15 protein-coding genes are annotated in these 15,976 nt (G+C 53.4%); 9 read left to right on the plus strand and 6 right to left on the minus strand.

Annotated features, from left to right (window positions below):
- Positions 1-7: 7 nt before the first annotated feature.
- Positions 8-1,267: an NAD(P)-binding domain-containing protein gene (locus ACTOVJ_RS00405; protein WP_449503856.1), complete on the minus strand. Its 1,260-nt coding sequence runs from the start codon at positions 1,265-1,267 to the stop codon at positions 8-10.
- A 126-nt stretch (positions 1,268-1,393) separates the two neighbouring features.
- On the opposite strand from ACTOVJ_RS00405, the gene ACTOVJ_RS00410 reads away from it, so the two are divergent.
- From ACTOVJ_RS00410 to ACTOVJ_RS00430, 5 genes are all read left to right on the plus strand, one after another.
- Positions 1,394-1,969 carry a SprT-like domain-containing protein gene (locus tag ACTOVJ_RS00410; protein ID WP_449503855.1) on the plus strand — a complete coding sequence of 192 codons (576 nt, stop codon included), beginning with the start codon at positions 1,394-1,396 and terminating at the stop codon, positions 1,967-1,969.
- Complete coding sequence (locus ACTOVJ_RS00415) at positions 1,962-2,840, plus strand: carbohydrate ABC transporter permease (protein ID WP_449503854.1); 879 nt, start codon at positions 1,962-1,964, stop codon at positions 2,838-2,840. The genes ACTOVJ_RS00410 and ACTOVJ_RS00415 overlap by 8 nt, the downstream gene beginning before the upstream one ends.
- A gap of 1 nt (position 2,841) precedes the next feature.
- Positions 2,842-3,912: a carbohydrate ABC transporter permease gene (locus ACTOVJ_RS00420; protein WP_449504590.1), complete on the plus strand. Its 1,071-nt coding sequence runs from the start codon at positions 2,842-2,844 to the stop codon at positions 3,910-3,912.
- Between the two features lie 754 nt (positions 3,913-4,666).
- Entirely contained in the window at positions 4,667-5,242 is a 576-nt protein-coding gene (locus ACTOVJ_RS00425; protein WP_449501589.1) for an endonuclease domain-containing protein, read from the plus strand.
- Between the two features lie 147 nt (positions 5,243-5,389).
- The gene (locus ACTOVJ_RS00430; RefSeq protein WP_449503852.1) at positions 5,390-6,733 is read left to right on the plus strand and encodes an ABC transporter substrate-binding protein; all 1,344 of its coding nucleotides are present in this window, start codon (positions 5,390-5,392) and stop codon (positions 6,731-6,733) included.
- Positions 6,734-6,797: 64 nt separating this feature from the next.
- On the opposite strand, the gene ACTOVJ_RS00435 is transcribed toward ACTOVJ_RS00430, so the two are convergent.
- Positions 6,798-7,406, minus strand: a complete 609-nt coding sequence (locus ACTOVJ_RS00435; RefSeq protein WP_449504591.1) for a low molecular weight protein-tyrosine-phosphatase — start codon at positions 7,404-7,406, stop codon at positions 6,798-6,800.
- Between the two features lie 372 nt (positions 7,407-7,778).
- On the opposite strand from ACTOVJ_RS00435, the gene trpX reads away from it, so the two are divergent.
- From trpX to ACTOVJ_RS00450, 3 genes are read left to right on the plus strand one after another with little or no spacing between them, the layout of a single operon-like run.
- The gene (gene trpX / locus ACTOVJ_RS00440; RefSeq protein ID WP_449501586.1) at positions 7,779-8,849 is read left to right on the plus strand and encodes a tryptophan ABC transporter substrate-binding protein; all 1,071 of its coding nucleotides are present in this window, start codon (positions 7,779-7,781) and stop codon (positions 8,847-8,849) included.
- Positions 8,849-9,856: an ABC transporter permease gene (locus ACTOVJ_RS00445; protein ID WP_449503850.1), complete on the plus strand. Its 1,008-nt coding sequence runs from the start codon at positions 8,849-8,851 to the stop codon at positions 9,854-9,856. The genes trpX and ACTOVJ_RS00445 overlap by 1 nt, the downstream gene beginning before the upstream one ends.
- Positions 9,853-10,629: an ABC transporter ATP-binding protein gene (locus ACTOVJ_RS00450; RefSeq protein WP_449503849.1), complete on the plus strand. Its 777-nt coding sequence runs from the start codon at positions 9,853-9,855 to the stop codon at positions 10,627-10,629. Before ACTOVJ_RS00445 ends, ACTOVJ_RS00450 begins: the two co-directional genes overlap by 4 nt.
- Positions 10,630-10,780: 151 nt before the next feature.
- Here ACTOVJ_RS00450 and nrdF read toward each other — a convergent pair whose 3' ends face one another.
- From nrdF to nrdH, 4 genes are all read right to left on the minus strand, one after another.
- The gene (gene nrdF, locus ACTOVJ_RS00455; RefSeq protein ID WP_449501583.1) at positions 10,781-11,764 is read right to left on the minus strand and encodes a class 1b ribonucleoside-diphosphate reductase subunit beta; all 984 of its coding nucleotides are present in this window, start codon (positions 11,762-11,764) and stop codon (positions 10,781-10,783) included.
- A gap of 617 nt (positions 11,765-12,381) precedes the next feature.
- A complete protein-coding gene (gene nrdE / locus ACTOVJ_RS00460; protein ID WP_449503848.1) occupies positions 12,382-14,481 on the minus strand; it encodes a class 1b ribonucleoside-diphosphate reductase subunit alpha in 2,100 nt (699 codons plus the stop codon).
- Positions 14,463-14,867, minus strand: coding sequence for a class Ib ribonucleoside-diphosphate reductase assembly flavoprotein NrdI (gene nrdI, locus ACTOVJ_RS00465; protein WP_449503847.1), 405 nt, complete (start codon positions 14,865-14,867; stop codon positions 14,463-14,465). The genes nrdE and nrdI overlap by 19 nt, the downstream gene beginning before the upstream one ends.
- A gap of 10 nt (positions 14,868-14,877) precedes the next feature.
- The gene (gene nrdH / locus ACTOVJ_RS00470; RefSeq protein ID WP_449501580.1) at positions 14,878-15,123 is read right to left on the minus strand and encodes a glutaredoxin-like protein NrdH; all 246 of its coding nucleotides are present in this window, start codon (positions 15,121-15,123) and stop codon (positions 14,878-14,880) included.
- Positions 15,124-15,486: 363 nt separating this feature from the next.
- Between nrdH and ACTOVJ_RS00475 the strand changes: the two genes are divergently transcribed.
- Complete coding sequence (locus ACTOVJ_RS00475) at positions 15,487-15,903, plus strand: Fur family transcriptional regulator (RefSeq protein ID WP_449501579.1); 417 nt, start codon at positions 15,487-15,489, stop codon at positions 15,901-15,903.
- Positions 15,904-15,976: the final 73 nt, after the last annotated feature.

The following is a 15,976-nucleotide window of genomic DNA, read 5'->3' on the forward strand; positions in this document are numbered from 1 at the left end:
GCGAGTGTCAGCGCGAGTGGATATCGTCCATAATGGCTTTCACCGCCACTCGGCTCCAATGCCGAGCACCGATCGTCGATTGGCTCGGCCCATGACCAACTAAGTGAATACGTGGATCGCCAGACACATGCGTGTCATCCATCGCCACACCTCCATGGATCGTACGCAACTTCAACGGAGCAAGATGTCGCAGTTCGGAACGGAACCCGGTCGCCCAAATGATGGCATCGAACCGCTCGAATTTCCCTCCTGATTTTTCCTGCACAGCATTGCGATCCTTGTGAACCGGATCCCACCATGCACCGTCGACGTCCAAGCGCGTGAACATCGGCTTGCGTTTGAGTAGCCCACGCTTTTCCATGTCACGAACCCACGCAACCCGCGGAATCCCCGTTGCCGCCACGATAGACTCTGGCAGATAACCGGCAGCCACACGCGCATAGGCACGCTCTTCAACAGCGTGCCCTTCGTCCGCTGTCAAGCTCCGGCCAACCCGCGTATCGTCCTGGACAAAGCGTGGCTCATTGCGCGTGACCCACTGGACTTTCTTCGCGACAGTTGAGACTTCAGCAATATGTTCAAGCGCCGAAATTCCTCCGCCGACAACGAGCACGCGCAGGCGCCAAAAATCTTCCTTATCTCGGTAATTTGCAGTGTGATATTGCTTGCCAGCGAAAAGTTCGGTGCCTGGATAATACGGAATGAAGGGACGGGTCCATGTGCCGGTAGCATTGATGATGTACCGGGCGAGCCACGTGCCCGAAGTCGTCACTACCCGCAATCGGCTACGGATCTGTGTCGCGAGATCCACATCAGAACTCAACACCATTTGCGCGGCGCGCGAACCTGGTCGCGGCGTGATTTCTCCGCTTTCATCTTCTACCCGGAGCACCCGCACCGGACGAAAAATCGGCAGATCGTACTTATCTTCGAACTGAGCAAAGTAAGCTGGTACGTAAATATTCGCGCGGGTGGTCGGGGAATAGTCAGGAGCATGGAGGCCGGGCAGATCCGCAATATGGTTAACCGTGGCCATCGTGAGCGAATTCCATCGATGGCTCCATGCACCTCCCGGCGTTGGATTAGCATCAAGAACCACGAAATTTGGCGACACGGAGGTACTCTCCCCAGGCTTTGTTGCGGCGCGAGAATAACCGACAAATCCACGTCGTTGCAGCTCCCGTGCAGCGGCAATACCCGCCTGTCCTGCACCGATCACCACCACATCAACAAGGTGAGCCGGATCTGTTTCCTGTGCTTGCTCCATGGAACAACGGTATCGCACGTCGGAACGAAAGAACCGAACGGATTGGCGGCGCGCCCGAGATGATATTTTGCTCCCAGCGTTTTGTGTTCGGCACTGTCGGGCAGACATCCGGCGTACGATAGCGGGGTGGAAACCGCACATGCTCAAGAACTCGCCCACTCCCTCATGGCTACACATGGCTTGACCGGCTGGGGATTTGCTTTTGACCGGGCAAAACGCCGTGCTGGTGCCACGCATTATGCGGCGAAGAAAATCACAATATCTCAGGCACTCGTGGAGCTTTATACGCCGCAAGAAGTGCGAGCCGTGATTCTTCACGAAATTGCTCATGCCCTCGTCGGGCCGGGACACGCCCACGATAAAATATGGCAGCGGACATGTCTCACAATTGGCGGAGACGGTCGGACTCGGTTACCAGTTAACTCCCCTGAGCCACAAGCACCTTGGCAAGGGGTGTGCCCTGCCGGGCATAATACTCAGCGCTATCGCAGGCCAACGCAACAACTATCGTGTCGAAAATGCTCGCGCAGCTTCAATCACCACAGTCTTTTCTTTTGGGAAAATACTCAAACAGGTGAACGCATCGCCCCGAAATCATTGCCGCTGACCGCCGCTCGCCAACGCCGAACGTCCACGGAAAAGTCACGATTATTCCGCCGTCGTGCGAGACTAGCCAGCGTGAAGGGAAAACAACATGGCTGATCGCCAAGTGCGTGAACGCCTAACTGCTGCCGCGATGCTCGCGCCGAGCTTCGTCGGGGTAGTTGCGTTTATGCTTGCGCCGCTCGTGGCAGTTGCGGCGCTTTCGCTGACCAATTGGAATCTCCTCTCGACACCACTGTGGGTGGGGCTGGACAACTATCTTCACCTTGCCGATCAAGGCTTTGTGCGGTCCTTTTTCATCACCATACTTTTTTCGACAATCGCCATTCCATTAGCAATTGTGATCGGCTTGGGGATCGCGTTACTTCTCAAGCGCGGTTTACCTGGAACGCGAGTGTTTCAACTCTTCTTTGTTCTGCCGTGGATCGCTGCGCCGCTCGCACTCGGTGTGGTGTGGCAGTGGATTTTAGCTCCGTCGGGATTGCTCAACCAGATGATGGGATGGAGCACGCCGTGGTTAGCAAACGAGTGGACTGCGTTGCCGGTGATTGCATTCGTGTACGTGTGGCAAAACGTTGGATATATTTCGCTGTTCTTCCTTGCCGCGCTGCGATCGGTGCCACGTTCGATTATTGAGGCTGCGGCGTTAGACGGGGCGGGTTCGATCCGGACTTTCTTCTCCATCACACTTCCTTTGATCCGGCCAACGATGTTCTTTGTATCGGTCACATCGCTAATTGCGAGTTTGCAGGTGTTCGATCTGGTGTTTGGCCTCACTGGTGGAAACCCTGGATATCCCGGCGGTACCACCGATGTGATCACCGCACGCATTTACTCCGAAGCATTCGTTGGACTCAATATTGGGCGCGCGAGCGCGATGGCGGTGGTGCTGACTCTAATAATTGTGCTGGTTACGGCGGCACAGCAGCGGTATTTCCGATCCCGACTCACTTATGAGCTGGAGGCGTGAGATGAAGGATTCTCAGAGAGATTTCACGGGTGAAGACCGCACTTTCACGGGTGAAGACCGCACTTTCACGGGTGAAAGCCGCACTTTCACAGGTGAAGACCGCACTTTCACAGGTGAAGGCCGCACTTTCACAGGTGAAGGCCGCGCAGTGGGGGGCTTACACTTGGTCGCAACCCGCGGCTCGCGCAACATCAAAGCGCACGGCTCACGCTGGAGTGCAGGACGCGATTCGACTCCTGCCAACACGCCCGGCTCACGCTGGCCTGCGGTAGTTGCCACATATCTTCTTCTTATCGGTGGTGCTACTGTGACTCTTGCCCCACTGGTATTTTCAGTGCTGACATCACTGAAAACTGAACGCGAGCTTACGTTGGGTGGACCAGCGGGTCTTCCAGAGTCGCTGAACGTATCGAACTACGTACAACTCTTCACCGATCACCATTTTATTGTCCCTCTCGCGGTCACTATGCAGGTGGTGATGGTGGTAACAATTGGCCAAATGGTTTCCTCCGTGCTCGCTGCCTATGCGTTTGCATGGTTGCGCTTCCCTGGGCGCGAGATGTTGTTCTGGCTTTACATCAGTACGATGATGATCCCGGCAGTGGTCACGATGATCCCATTGTTCTCATCAATGAGTGCGCTGGGCTGGAGGAATACGTTCGCGGGGCTTGTGGCACCTCTTGTGCTTGGATCACCCTATGCGATCTTCCTTTTACGTGAAAATTTCAGGCGAGTACCCAGCGAGATACTTGATGCAGCAGTGTTGGATGGTGCTGGCCCACTTCGCCAATTATGGTCAATCATCTTGCCTATGAATAAACCCATCGTATCAACGCTTTTCCTGATCACTGTGGTAAGCCAATGGAATAACTTTATGTGGCCATCGGTGATCGCTCCTGCTCGGGAATGGAACGTGATGACCGTTGCCACGATAGGATTACGCCAGCAGTACAGCTCAAATTGGACGCTAGTGATGTCCGCAACCACGCTTTCTATCCTGCCGCTGATCGTGCTGTTTTTAGTGTTTAATAAGCAAATTGTGCGATCGATTGGTATTTCTGGTCTGCGTTAATCACCACCTCACAGAATATCCGCGGAGCATCCAGTGAGCTCCCCAGAACATCTTGTGGAACATCCACGGAGACTCTCGGGAATATCCCGCGAGCGCAATACTTGACCGCCTCGTATTTTCGCACCCCTCATATCGCGCTTTGGCCTTATATACGACCAAAGATCAGTTTAAGGGGTGCGAAAATACCAACGCTTTGAGTATGAAGTGCTTTTTAGTGCGTGAGGTACCCAATATACGGCGAAACTCGGCATGGGCAGCCGCCACGCGAAACGCGAAGCCGCACAGCATGGGAAGCACAAAGCCACAGCATGGGAAGCACAAAACGTGGGAAGCCGCACAGCATGGGAAGCTGCACCGCGTGCGAAGCACAAAGCCGCACAGCGTGCGAAGCCACCACGCAGCACTACCTGATACGCAGTGCCGCATCATGTTCAGTGGATAACTTTTCTGTAGATTCCAGTCTTTTTCATAACATTTCATTATGATTCCTGCTGTTCTCCGAAAATATGAGCTCATTGAGCTCGGATACCAAACACAAGCGGATATCCGGCGTGCGATCACGCAGGGTCACCTTCACAAAGTGGCACGCGGTTGGTACACGAACTCCGCTCTCCCTATACCCGACGTATACTTCGCCGCTCTGCTAACAAACACACAAGTTGCTTGTTGCAGCGCCTTGAGTCAACACAACATTTGGATCCCACCCCGCCAAACGGAAAGCATCCATCTCGCACTAACAAAATCTCAGCGTTACATGAAGATCACCGCAGCCAGACAACGAATCAACTCACCTATCGTTGCTCACCGCGGAGCTTCATGGGATCTTCACACCGGTTGGGAGCGCGATAAGCTCCTCATGCCTCTCGAACCTGCGCTTGAGCAGGCAATTCATCTTCATGACCCTCTCACGGGAATAATCGCAGTGGAATCCGCACTAAACCAAGGAGCAATTTCATACGCGTGGGTCGATCACCTCTGCGCGCGTTTGCCCAGCGTCAAATCGAAAGCTCTTCTGGGAGCATCTCATCTTTCCGAATCAGGTAGCGAGACTAAAATTGCGCATTTCCTGCGTAGTCATCGCTTCCAGTTTCGCCAACAAGTCCGGCTATTTCCAGGAATGAGGGTCGATTTTCTCCGCAACCGTCATGTGATCGAAGTAGACGGATTCGAATACCATGCCGGCCATCACTATTACGAACGCGATCGCGAGCGCGACCTGCGTTTACAAGAAGCGGGCTTCACTGTCACTCGTTTAAGTTTCGCCCAAGTATGGCGTGATTGGGAAAGGACAGCACCGAGGCTCCTCACAGTTCTGCGTACCTTACACTGACCTTACACCGACCTTACACCGATCCACATTTCCTCTCCCTGCAGCATTCTCGCCAAGTGAGTTATTCACCATCGAAAAATTGCTTATTTTCGTCCACTACCGCACCTGATAGAATTTTTAATGAAATCTGCTATACACAGGAGAAAAATGCGTCGCTCGTTCTCGTTCAAAACTCTCATCGTTGCCGCTGCTGCGGCAACAGCTTTGACTGCATGTTCGCCCGGAGCCCCCGCCACCTCGGGAAACGCTGCTGGCTCTGGAAAACCTCACACCGTCACTTTCCGTCTCTGGGACGAAACCGCGAAACCGGCTTACGAAGAATCATTCAAACAGTTCCATAAGACCCATCCGAACATTAACGTCACTGTTGAAAACGTGCCATGGGACAAGTACTGGACCCAGCTTCCCCTTGACGTTTCCGCAGATCAAATGGCAGATATTTACTGGATGAATTCGTCGAACTTTGCCCAGTATGCCGATGCTGGCAACCTGATGGATATCTCCTCGGTGATCGGAACCGACCATGATGAATGGCAGAAGTCAGTCGTTGATCTCTACACACGCCACGGAAAACTCTGGGGAGTGCCTCAGATTTGGGATTCCATCGCCCTGTTCTACAACAAAGATTTGCTTGAGGCAGCCGGAGTCGATCCGTCGAAGTTAACCTGGGCTCCTGACGCCGGAAAGGCCGGTAGCGCAGACACTCTTCTACCCGCATTGCAGAAACTTACCGTTGATAAATCGGGTAAACACGCAAATGAAGCCGGATTCGATGCCAACAACATTAAAACTTATGGCATGAATGCTCAGGCCGATTTACAAGCGATCTATCGCAACTTTTTGGCTCAGAACGGTGCCGATTTCCAGGACAAGAACGATCAGTTCGCCTTTGCGTCACCGCAGGGTATCGCTGCTTTTGAGTACATCATCAATCTCATCAATAAGTATCACGTTGCACCACCGGCATCGGAGACAAATGCAAACGGCGATTTCTCCCGCGATCAATTTGTCAAAGGCAACATGGCACTGTTCCAGTCTGGACCATATAATCTCAAGACCATCGCGGATACCGCCTCGATGAAGTGGGGACTCGCCCCAATGATTGCCGGGCCGAAAGGACGAGTTTCAGTTGTTCATGGCGTCGTTGCCGTTGGCAATGAAAAGAGCAAGAACCGTGAAGCCACCATCGAAGTTCTCAAGTGGCTCGGCTCAACAGATGGCCAAATGCCGTTGGCGAATCAGGGCATCGCATTCCCCGCAAGCGTGCAAGCACAGCAGGCATTCGTTGATTTCTGGGCGAAGAAAGGGGTTGACGTGGCATTGTTCATCGAGGCTGCCAGCGGCGAAACCGCACCCGCTCCGCGTGGAGCGAAGGTTAACACCGGCCAAGTAGCTTTTATGCCGAAGCTTCTCGATACCTTCCTCGGTAGTGTTCCTGTCGCTGATGGAATCAAAGCTGCCCAAGACGCTGGAAATTCCGCAATGAAGTAAACTTCTCCCAATTTATCTCCTCGACGCCGGTACGCCTTGTGCGTACCGGCGTCGGTTATCCCTGTCAGAACTGGGATTTTATCCAGGACACAATCCCGTCAGCTCCTGCCTCAACAATAGCGAGAGTTTCTTCAAATCCTTCCTCTGCGCCATACCAGGGATCAGGAACATCAAGTGCTCCGGCTGAGAAATAGAATTCCGAACGGCTGTTGTCTCCTGCGCCAGAGTGGTGTCCATCTCCCGTTCCTCGCTCAGGTGCGCGCACCAACATTCCATCGGGCGCAAGAGCACCAGCCGGTCCGAATACGCCCTGCGGCGCGATCGAAGTTGAACCATCGAATTCTCTCCACAAATGGAGTCTGGAAAGATCACTTCCTGTTCTCTTCATCATCCGTCGAAGCGATTTGGCATGTCCAGCAGTCATTGCAAGGATAAGATCTGCCTGGAGTTCGCTCGCCGTAGCCTGGTGAGCACTACGCGCAGGAACAGGGTATCCATGAGCGGCGAGAACACGACGTGCTCGCGGATCAATTGGATTGCCTGTCTCCTCGGTTGAAACTCCGGCACTGCCCACTTCGGCATCGATACCTGCTTCTTTGAGCCGTTCACGAAGCACTACTTCCCCCATCGGCGAACGGCAGATATTTCCTGTACACACAACCAAAATCTTCATACACCTACCCTATCGCGGTTGGATCGTTGAACTCCGGTGAGAACTTTCGAGCTTCCGTTTAGCCTTTCCACTTTCGCCACCGGCATGTGGACAGTTCGTGGTGAGCACTTCAGCCCATCGCCAGCCCACAGTGCGAGCACACTTTGACACATCGAAAAGTAGCGGTCTACGCTTAAACACATGACGTACACGAATCGACAGTGGTGGTGGCTCGCCTGACGGCGGGCCGGTTCTCCTGCGATTTTCTGGCTCGTCGATCGTTTCCGATCGAGAGCCAATTTTTTATGGCCTGATGTTCGGGAACGAACCGGCGAACCGTGCCGGTACCGACAATGTAACCTCCCAGTTCCTGCGTTCCCGAAAGGCACATCGATGAAAAGGTTTACGGCGATTGGCTCCTTCCTTATGGGTTGCCTGCTGACATTGTTCATTTGTCTCCCATTTATCCGCAGCACCCAGCACACCAGCCCAAGCACAAATGCTGAGACATGCGTCCAGCCCCATGCATCCAATAAAGCTGAAGTGAAGAAAACTGATCACACGATCAAAATTGGATTGCTCCAGCTGGTCAGCCACCCTTCACTCGATGCTATTCGTCAGGGAATTTATGACGGGTTGTCCGAGCGTGGCTACGTTGATGGCAAAAATATTGCCATCAACTTCAAAAACGGCCAGGGCGACCAAACCCTGCTCAAGACAATCGCGGACGGTTTTGTCGCCGACGGCAGCGAGGTGATGGTTGGCATCGCGACCCCGTCGGCACAGTCACTGGCGAATGCCGCGGGAGATACACCCGTGGTCTTCTCTGCCGTTTCGGATCCTGTCGGAGCCGGTCTGGTGAAATCGCTCGATACACCGTCAGGCAACGTCACAGGCACAATGGATGCCACACCTGTCAAAAAGCAGCTCGAACTTGCGCAAAAAATCTTACCCACGGCAAAGAAATTCGGAATCCTGTACTCCTCATCATCCACGAACGTGGCACCAAGCGTGAAGGCTGCCAAGAAAATCGGTGCTGAGATCGGACTGACCCCCGTCGAACGAACCATCACAAACTCGAACGAGCTTGCCCAAACCGCCGAACAACTCGCTGGCGAGGTGGATTTCATTTTTGTCCCCAATGACAACACTATCGCCTCAGCGATGCCAACCTTGATCGCCGCCACAAATGCGCATAAAACTCCTGTTTTCCCGGTGGTTGACGCCATGGTTGAGGCCGGAGGTTTGGCCACAGTGGGCACGAACCAGCATCAGATTGGCGTCGACACAGGCCACGTCCTCGCCGATGTCCTGGATGGTAAAAAGCCAGCGGACATACCAGTGAAGGTTGTCGACACCGTGGATGTCGTCGTGAATTCCGACGCTGCCCGCACACTGGATATCGTCTTTCCCTCTGACATCGTGAAAACCTCCCGCGATGCTGCAAAGAAGGGTGGCAAGTGATGGATATTGTACTCAGTGCGCTTTCTCAGGGCGCGATCTGGACTCTCATGGGGATCGGCGTCTACATCACGTTCCGTATTCTTAACGAGGCAGACCTGACGACCGAAGCGTCGTTTACCCTCGGGGCGGCGGTCGGTGCACAGCTCCTCGTGCTCGGGATGAATCCTCTCCTTTCAATGATGGTGGCGTTTTTGATGGGCGCGGCTGCGGGCGCCGTCACTGCGTTGCTTATCACGAAGCTTAATATCAACTCGCTTCTTGCCGGCATCATCACTCTCACTGGCTTGTACTCGATCAATCTCACGTTCATGGGAAGCGCGAACCTGTCACTTTCGGGTGCAACCACGCTAAAAACGCAGATGGGAATATTCGGTTTGCCCCGCAACGTCGATACATTGATTCTGGGCGTCATCATGATCGCCATTGCGGTGGGAACGCTGAGCTATTTCTTCCGTACCGACATGGGTCAGGCACTCATCGCCACCGGCGACAACCCGTTCATGGCAAAGTCCCTGGGTATCCCCACGGGCGAGATGATGCTCCTGGGTTACATGCTTGGCAATGGACTGATCGCACTGTCAGGGTATTTGGTGGCAACAGATTCTGGATATGCCGATATTTCGATGGGCATCGGCTCAATTGTGATCGGCCTGGCAGCGATCATTATCGGTGAGGTTGTGGTGCGCAACGTATCACTGCCGATGCGTCTTGTGGCGATTTTCGTCGGATCAGTGATTTATCGCTTGCTGCTGGCGCTCGTTCTTCAGCTCAAGATCAACACCGATAATTTCAAGCTATTCTCGGCTGTCATTTTGGCGCTCTGCTTGTCGATTCCGGCCATGCAAAAGCATCTGGCAGACAAGCGTTCACGCCTCGTCACCGTGTCGGCGTTCCCGCCGATGCCGGGAGCGAGTATCGCGCCGCAGGGTCTGGGGGCCTCTGTTACAAGTGGCGCATCAGCGTCGGTGACAGAAACCCCCAGCAACAGAACGGAGGACGCGCGATGAGCGTTTTGAAACTTGACGGCATTTCAAAGGCCTTTCACCAGCGCACAGCCGACGCTTTTCTCGCTCTTGATCAGGTGAATTTGAGCGTTGCTGACGGCGATTTCATCACGATTGTTGGGGGGAACGGAGCGGGGAAATCAACGTTGCTCAACATGGTGTCGGGGGCGATTTTGCCTGACGTTGGAACGGTGACAATCGATGGCGAAGATGTCACTCGGCTGGGCGAAGAGGAACGCGCTAGTCGTGTGGCACGCGTGTTCCAGGATCCGATGCGTGGGACGGCGCCGCGAATGACCGTGGCCGAGAACATGATGCTTGCGGCGAAGCGCGGCGGGAAACGCGGTATGCGCATCTCGATGAATCCGCAGCGCAGGGAGGAATTTGCCCAGGCGTTGGCACCGTTAGGGTTGGGACTTGAGGAGCGGCTGGATACTGAAATCGGCGTGCTGTCAGGAGGTCAGAGGCAGTCGGTGGCGTTGATTATGGCGACATTGAAGACTCCACGTCTGCTGCTGCTTGATGAACATACCGCTGCGCTTGATCCGAAGACGGCTCGCGTGGTTCTGGAGTTCACTGCTGAAGTGGTTGAACGTGAGAAACTGACGGCCATTATGATTACGCATAATTTAAAGGACGCATTATCTTACGGGAATCGAACGCTTGTTATGCATCATGGTCGAATTGTGCGCGATATTTCTGGTGATGAACGCGCTGCACTCAGTGATGCGATCCTGTACCAGATTTTGTCAGATCTGGCCGAGGCGGATGTTTAACAGCGTTATTCGCTGATGTTTTCGCTCATTTCTCTGGGCGAAAATGTGGTGGGGGCGTGGCGCGTCGGCGCGCCCCGCCCCCACTCGCTGAGAACTTTGCGAATTTTGCTCTTGAACTCAAAATTGCTTATCAAGCGATGACAATATTCGATCAGAAATCCCAGTCATCATCCTCAGTGTCTTCCACCGCACCAATTACGTAGGAAGATCCGGAGCCTGAGAAGAAATCGTGGTTCTCGTCGGCTCCCGGCGAAAGCGCCGCTAAGATCGCCGGGTTCACCGCGGTATCTTCTGGCGTGAAGAGAGCCTCATAGCCGAGGTTCATTAACGCTTTGTTGGCGTTGTAACGCAAGAACATCTTGACGTCTTCGGTCAGGCCCATCTCGTCATAGAGCGAAGCGGTGTATTCCACTTCGTTGTCGTAAAGCTCTTCGAGTAGTTCGAAGGTGTAATCCTTGAGCTCAGCCTGACGTTCCTTGGATGCCTTCGCCAACGCGACCTGGTACTTGTATCCAATGTAGTAACCGTGCACAGCTTCGTCGCGGATGATAAGTCGAATGATGTCCGCTGTGTTGGTGAGCTTGCCGTGGCTGGACCAATACATCGGCGCGTAGAAACCCGAGTAGAACAGGAATGATTCAAGCATTGTGGATGCGACTTTGCGCTTTTCTGGATCGTCACCGCGGTAGTAATCAAGGATGATCTGTTCTTTCTTTTGCAGGTGCTCGTTATTCTCTGACCAGGCGAAAGTCTCGTTGATTTCTTCGGTAGACAGCAATGTAGAGAAGATCGAAGAGTAGGATTTTGCGTGTACTGACTCCATAAACGCAATGTTGGTGTAGACGGCTTCCTCGTGCGGGGTGACTGCATCCGGGATAAGCGAAACCGCACCCACGGTGCCCTGGACAGTGTCGAGCAGTGTCAGGCCAGTGAACACGCGTGTCGTCATGAGCTGTTCATGCGGCGCAAGAGTGTTCCATGAGGGGATATCGTTGGAAACAGGGACCTTTTCAGGCAGCCAGAAGTTGCCAGTGAGCCGCTCCCACACTTCGAGGTCTTTTTCGTCTTCGATCTTGTTCCAATTAATTGCTTTGACAGTGCCTTCACGCAGGCGAAACTCTGGTGGCGTCATCATTTTCCTTCCGGGTGTGCGCGCCAATGTCGATGCGTTGGTACGCGTTCGTGTGTGGTTGCGTTCTTCGATGTGAGCAGTGGGATCTGCCAATACCGAATTTCTCTTATCGTCTCATCCGATGCCACTCACACGGGAGAGGTAAACGCGCGATCTTTTTCTCAACCAAGCTAGTCACACCCATGTTTTTACTGGCCTGCTAGGACACCGCGCGTATTCTCTCCCGGCTCAAAAATTTTCATACTCACACCCACCGTATTTTGGCACCCCTAATATCTCGCTTCGAACGTATATACGGCTAAAAGCCGATTTAAGGGGTGCCAAAATACGACAGGGCAAAGTATCACGTCTCACAAAGCCCTCACGATCACTTTACAAACCACGGCGTACCGCCAAACCTGCCCGCCGAATAAATTCAGCGGGCAGGACACAGAGGGGTTGTGGTGTGTTTCTCGCGTCGCTAATAGCGATCCCGGTTCGCTTCCCCGACCAGCTACATTCCTCGTTTTTCCTCTTTTAAGGTGAGTAATGGGCGTAGCATCTTTGCTGACAAAACACAGGCAACACAATCAAAAGTCGGGGTTGGCAATCAACCCCGACCTCGTTTCTTCACAGATTCACTAGAGCATACACGAAACGCAACCTTCCACTTCCGTGCCCTCAAGCGCGGCCTGTCGAATACGCATGTAGTACAGCGACTTGATCCCCTTGCGCCAGGCATAGATATAGTTTTTGTTCACATCGCGCGTGGAGACCGTGTCCGGGTAGAACAACGTCAGACTTAACCCCTGATCCACATGCTGTGTGGCCACGGCATAGGTATCGATAATCTTCTGCGGCCCGATTTCGTATGCGTCCTGGAAGTACTCCAGATTGTCGTTGGTCATATACGCCGCCGGGTAATAAACGCGCCCGATCTTACCCTCCTTGCGAATCTCGATCTTCGAGGCGATCGGATGGATCGACGATGTCGAATGGTTGATATACGAAATCGACCCTGTGGGCGGCACCGCTTGCAAATTCTGGTGATACATTCCATATTCGGCGACGTCAGTGCGCAGTTGGCGCCAATCTGACTGAGTCGGGATATGGTGAGCGGCGAAAAGTTCGCGCACACGTTCTGTTTCGGGCACCCACTCGCGTTCGATGTACTTGTCGAAGTACGTGCCATTGGCGTAGTCCGAACGCTCGAAACCGTCGAAGCTTTCCCCTCGTTCCTTCGCGATTTCCATCGATGCGCGAATTGCGTGGTAAGCAATCGTATAGAAGTAAATGTTCGTAAAGTCGAGCGCTTCGGGAGAACCGTAGAAAATCCGCTCACGGCCAAGGTAGCCGTGAAGATTCATCTGTCCCAAGCCAATTGCATGCGAGCGCTCATTACCTCGTTTAATGGAAGGCACAGAATCAATCGAGGTCTGATCAGAGACGGCGGTTAGCGCGCGGATCGCGGTCTCCACTGTGCTCCCAAGATCGCCAGTATCCATTGCCTTCGCAATATTTAAGGACCCGAGGTTACAGGAAATATCCTTGCCCACATGTTCATAAGAGAGATCCGCATTGAACGTGGACGCCTCAGACACCTGAAGAATCTCCGAGCACAGGTTCGACATGGAGATGCGCCCGTCGATCGGATTAGTGCGGTTCACCGTATCTTCAAAAACAATGTAGGGGTAGCCCGATTCGAACTGAATCTCGGCCAAAGTCTTAAAGAAAGCACGGGCGTCGATCTGATATTTACGGATACGATCGTCGGCTACCATCTCTCGATACTTTTCGCTGACCGAAATTTCCGTCATCGGCACTCCGTACACACGCTCGACGTCGTAGGGAGAGAACAAATACATCGGCTCATTCGCTTTGGCCAGCTCAAACGTAATATCCGGGATCACCACGCCAAGCGAGAGTGTCTTGATGCGGATCTTCTCGTCTGCATTTTCACGCTTCGTATCCAAGAAGCGCAGAATATCGGGATGATGCGCGTGGAGATATACCGCACCTGCGCCTTGTCGAGCGCCAAGCTGGTTCGCATAAGAGAATGCATCCTCAAGGAGCTTCATCACCGGATTTACACCTGAGGACTGGTTTTGAATTCGCTTAATCGGTGCTCCGAGCTCACGGAGGTTGGTAAGGTTGAGCGCTACACCGCCGCCGCGCTTGGATAGTTGCAGAGCCGAGTTAATTCCGCGCGAGATGGACTCCATATTGTCCTCGATACGCAAGAGGAAACACGATACTAGCTCCCCACGCGCAATCTTGCCTGCGTTCAGGAAGGTTGGGGTGGCCGGTTGGAAACGACCCGAGATGATCTCGCGCATCAGGCTCATCGCTTGGTGTTCGTTACCTTCGCCAAGCGCGAGAGCAACCATCACGGCGCGCTGCTCAAAATTTTCCAAATATTCCTTGCCGTCAAAGCTTTTGAGCGCATACGAAGTGTGGAATTTCAGGGCACCGAGGAAGGAGGAGAAGTGGAAATTCATCGCATCCGCTTCTGCAAAAATTGCTTCCACGAACTCGCCGCTATAACGGTCAACGACAGTCTGTTCGTAGTAGCCTTCGTTGACCAACCACGCCATGCGCTCGGCAACAGAGCCAAAGCGACGACGCCGGGGCTCGACGTGTTCTTGCATGTACACCTCAGCAGCCCGAAGATCTGCGTCGAATTGAATCGAGCCGTCGGGCGCGTAGAGATTGAGTTGGGCGTTCAGTGAATGGTAGTCCAAAACTTTTCCAATCCTTCTTTAACTTTCTCCACGTCGGCAGGGGTGCCGAGCAGTTCGAAACGGTACATATGGGGTACGTGAGTCTTGCGGGAAATGATGTCGCCCGCGATGCAGTAGGCTTTTCCGAAATTTGTGTTTCCTGCGGAAATCACTCCGCGGATAAGAGCACGGTTTTCGGGATCGTTGAGGAATTTGATGACCTGTTTGGGCACCGCACCTGCGTGGTTCCCTCCGCCGTAAGTAGGAACGATTAACACGTATGGTTCAGTGACACGAAGGAATGGGTCGCTTCGTCGGAGCGGGATGCGTTGCGCATCTACACCCAGTTTCTCAACGAAGCGGGCGGTGTTGTTGGTGACCGACGAGAAGTAGACGACGTGAACCATTGCTCATGAGTTAAGCAGCGGCGGTTGCACGTTCAGTGGTGGCGAGTGCCTTGATTTTGTCCGGGCGGTAGCCACTCCAATGTTCCCCGTTCGCTATCACAACGGGGGCTGATGTATATCCGAGACCTTGAACAGATTCGAGTGCCTGAGCATCCGCGGTGAGATCCACTTCGGTGAATTCAAGACCGAGTTTCATCAGCGAGCGCTTCGTGGCGTTGCATTGCACGCATGAGGGCTTGCTGTAAACGGTGATCATTGATCTCTCCTTCCGAGGGGCGGCCTAGTGTATTGCCAACATCCAGTGAACCAGAGTCGCTGTGTTATGTACGGCAACGTTCCCCAACACTACATCTTGTGTGAGCGTATTTCATCCACCGCAACATCTTCCGATATGTGGGGTTTTACCTCTTGACAGAGTTCGGCGCATTGACACGCGGAAAAGTGGGCGGGGGTGGCAACGCGAAAAGGAAATTTTCGTGTGAAACTCGGCGAGTCTGAAAAAATACATTAGGACTTTTGCCCCGTTGGAATGGAATATGAAGCTAATCATGCAATGATTTTGGTGAAATTCTCCACATGAAACTTGAATGATTCGAAAAAACCGGTCAACATTGTTCTCATGGACACATCTTTCTCGAAAACGCTACATGAGGTTGGCCTGCGCGTTACGAAGCCGCGACTGTCCGTGTTGCACGAGCTAACTCAACACCCACACTCGACCGCCGATGATGTGCGTCGCGGTGTCACTGAACGCCTTGGCCGTGTTTCAACTCAAGCGATTTACGATGTACTCCACGCCCTGACTGAAAAAGGGATTCTGCGAAAGATTGAGCCGGCGGGCTCTGTACCGCTCTATGAAGTATCTAATCACGATAACCACCACCACTTAGTGTGTCGTCACTGCCGCACAGTGATCGATATCGACTGTGTGGTGGGCTACGCTCCGTGCCTCACTCCGTCTGATGATCATGGCTTCATCCTGGACGAGGCAGAAGTGACGTTCTGGGGTTTGTGCCCCGAATGCCACGAGCAGTAAGCACCACCTTGTGTGAAATCGGTGCCACGATTTCACACAAGTAGCTGTTAATAGGTGAGGGTCTCCCACGATC

Source organism: Arcanobacterium sp. (ex Cirak et al. 2026), from assembly GCF_053585065.1.

Coding starts and splice junctions, on each gene's coding strand:
- ACTOVJ_RS00405 (WP_449503856.1), bottom strand. CDS start 1,267: ATGGAGCAAGCACAGGAAACAGATCCGGCTCACCTTGTTGATGTGGTG.
- ACTOVJ_RS00415 (WP_449503854.1), top strand. CDS start 1,962: ATGGCTGATCGCCAAGTGCGTGAACGCCTAACTGCTGCCGCGATGCTC.
- ACTOVJ_RS00420 (WP_449504590.1), top strand. CDS start 2,842: ATGAAGGATTCTCAGAGAGATTTCACGGGTGAAGACCGCACTTTCACG.
- ACTOVJ_RS00425 (WP_449501589.1), top strand. CDS start 4,667: ATGAAGATCACCGCAGCCAGACAACGAATCAACTCACCTATCGTTGCT.
- ACTOVJ_RS00430 (WP_449503852.1), top strand. CDS start 5,390: ATGCGTCGCTCGTTCTCGTTCAAAACTCTCATCGTTGCCGCTGCTGCG.
- ACTOVJ_RS00435 (WP_449504591.1), bottom strand. CDS start 7,406: ATGAAGATTTTGGTTGTGTGTACAGGAAATATCTGCCGTTCGCCGATG.
- trpX (WP_449501586.1), top strand. CDS start 7,779: ATGAAAAGGTTTACGGCGATTGGCTCCTTCCTTATGGGTTGCCTGCTG.
- ACTOVJ_RS00445 (WP_449503850.1), top strand. CDS start 8,849: ATGGATATTGTACTCAGTGCGCTTTCTCAGGGCGCGATCTGGACTCTC.
- ACTOVJ_RS00450 (WP_449503849.1), top strand. CDS start 9,853: ATGAGCGTTTTGAAACTTGACGGCATTTCAAAGGCCTTTCACCAGCGC.
- nrdF (WP_449501583.1), bottom strand. CDS start 11,764: ATGATGACGCCACCAGAGTTTCGCCTGCGTGAAGGCACTGTCAAAGCA.
- nrdI (WP_449503847.1), bottom strand. CDS start 14,867: ATGGTTCACGTCGTCTACTTCTCGTCGGTCACCAACAACACCGCCCGC.
- nrdH (WP_449501580.1), bottom strand. CDS start 15,123: ATGATCACCGTTTACAGCAAGCCCTCATGCGTGCAATGCAACGCCACG.
- ACTOVJ_RS00475 (WP_449501579.1), top strand. CDS start 15,487: ATGGACACATCTTTCTCGAAAACGCTACATGAGGTTGGCCTGCGCGTT.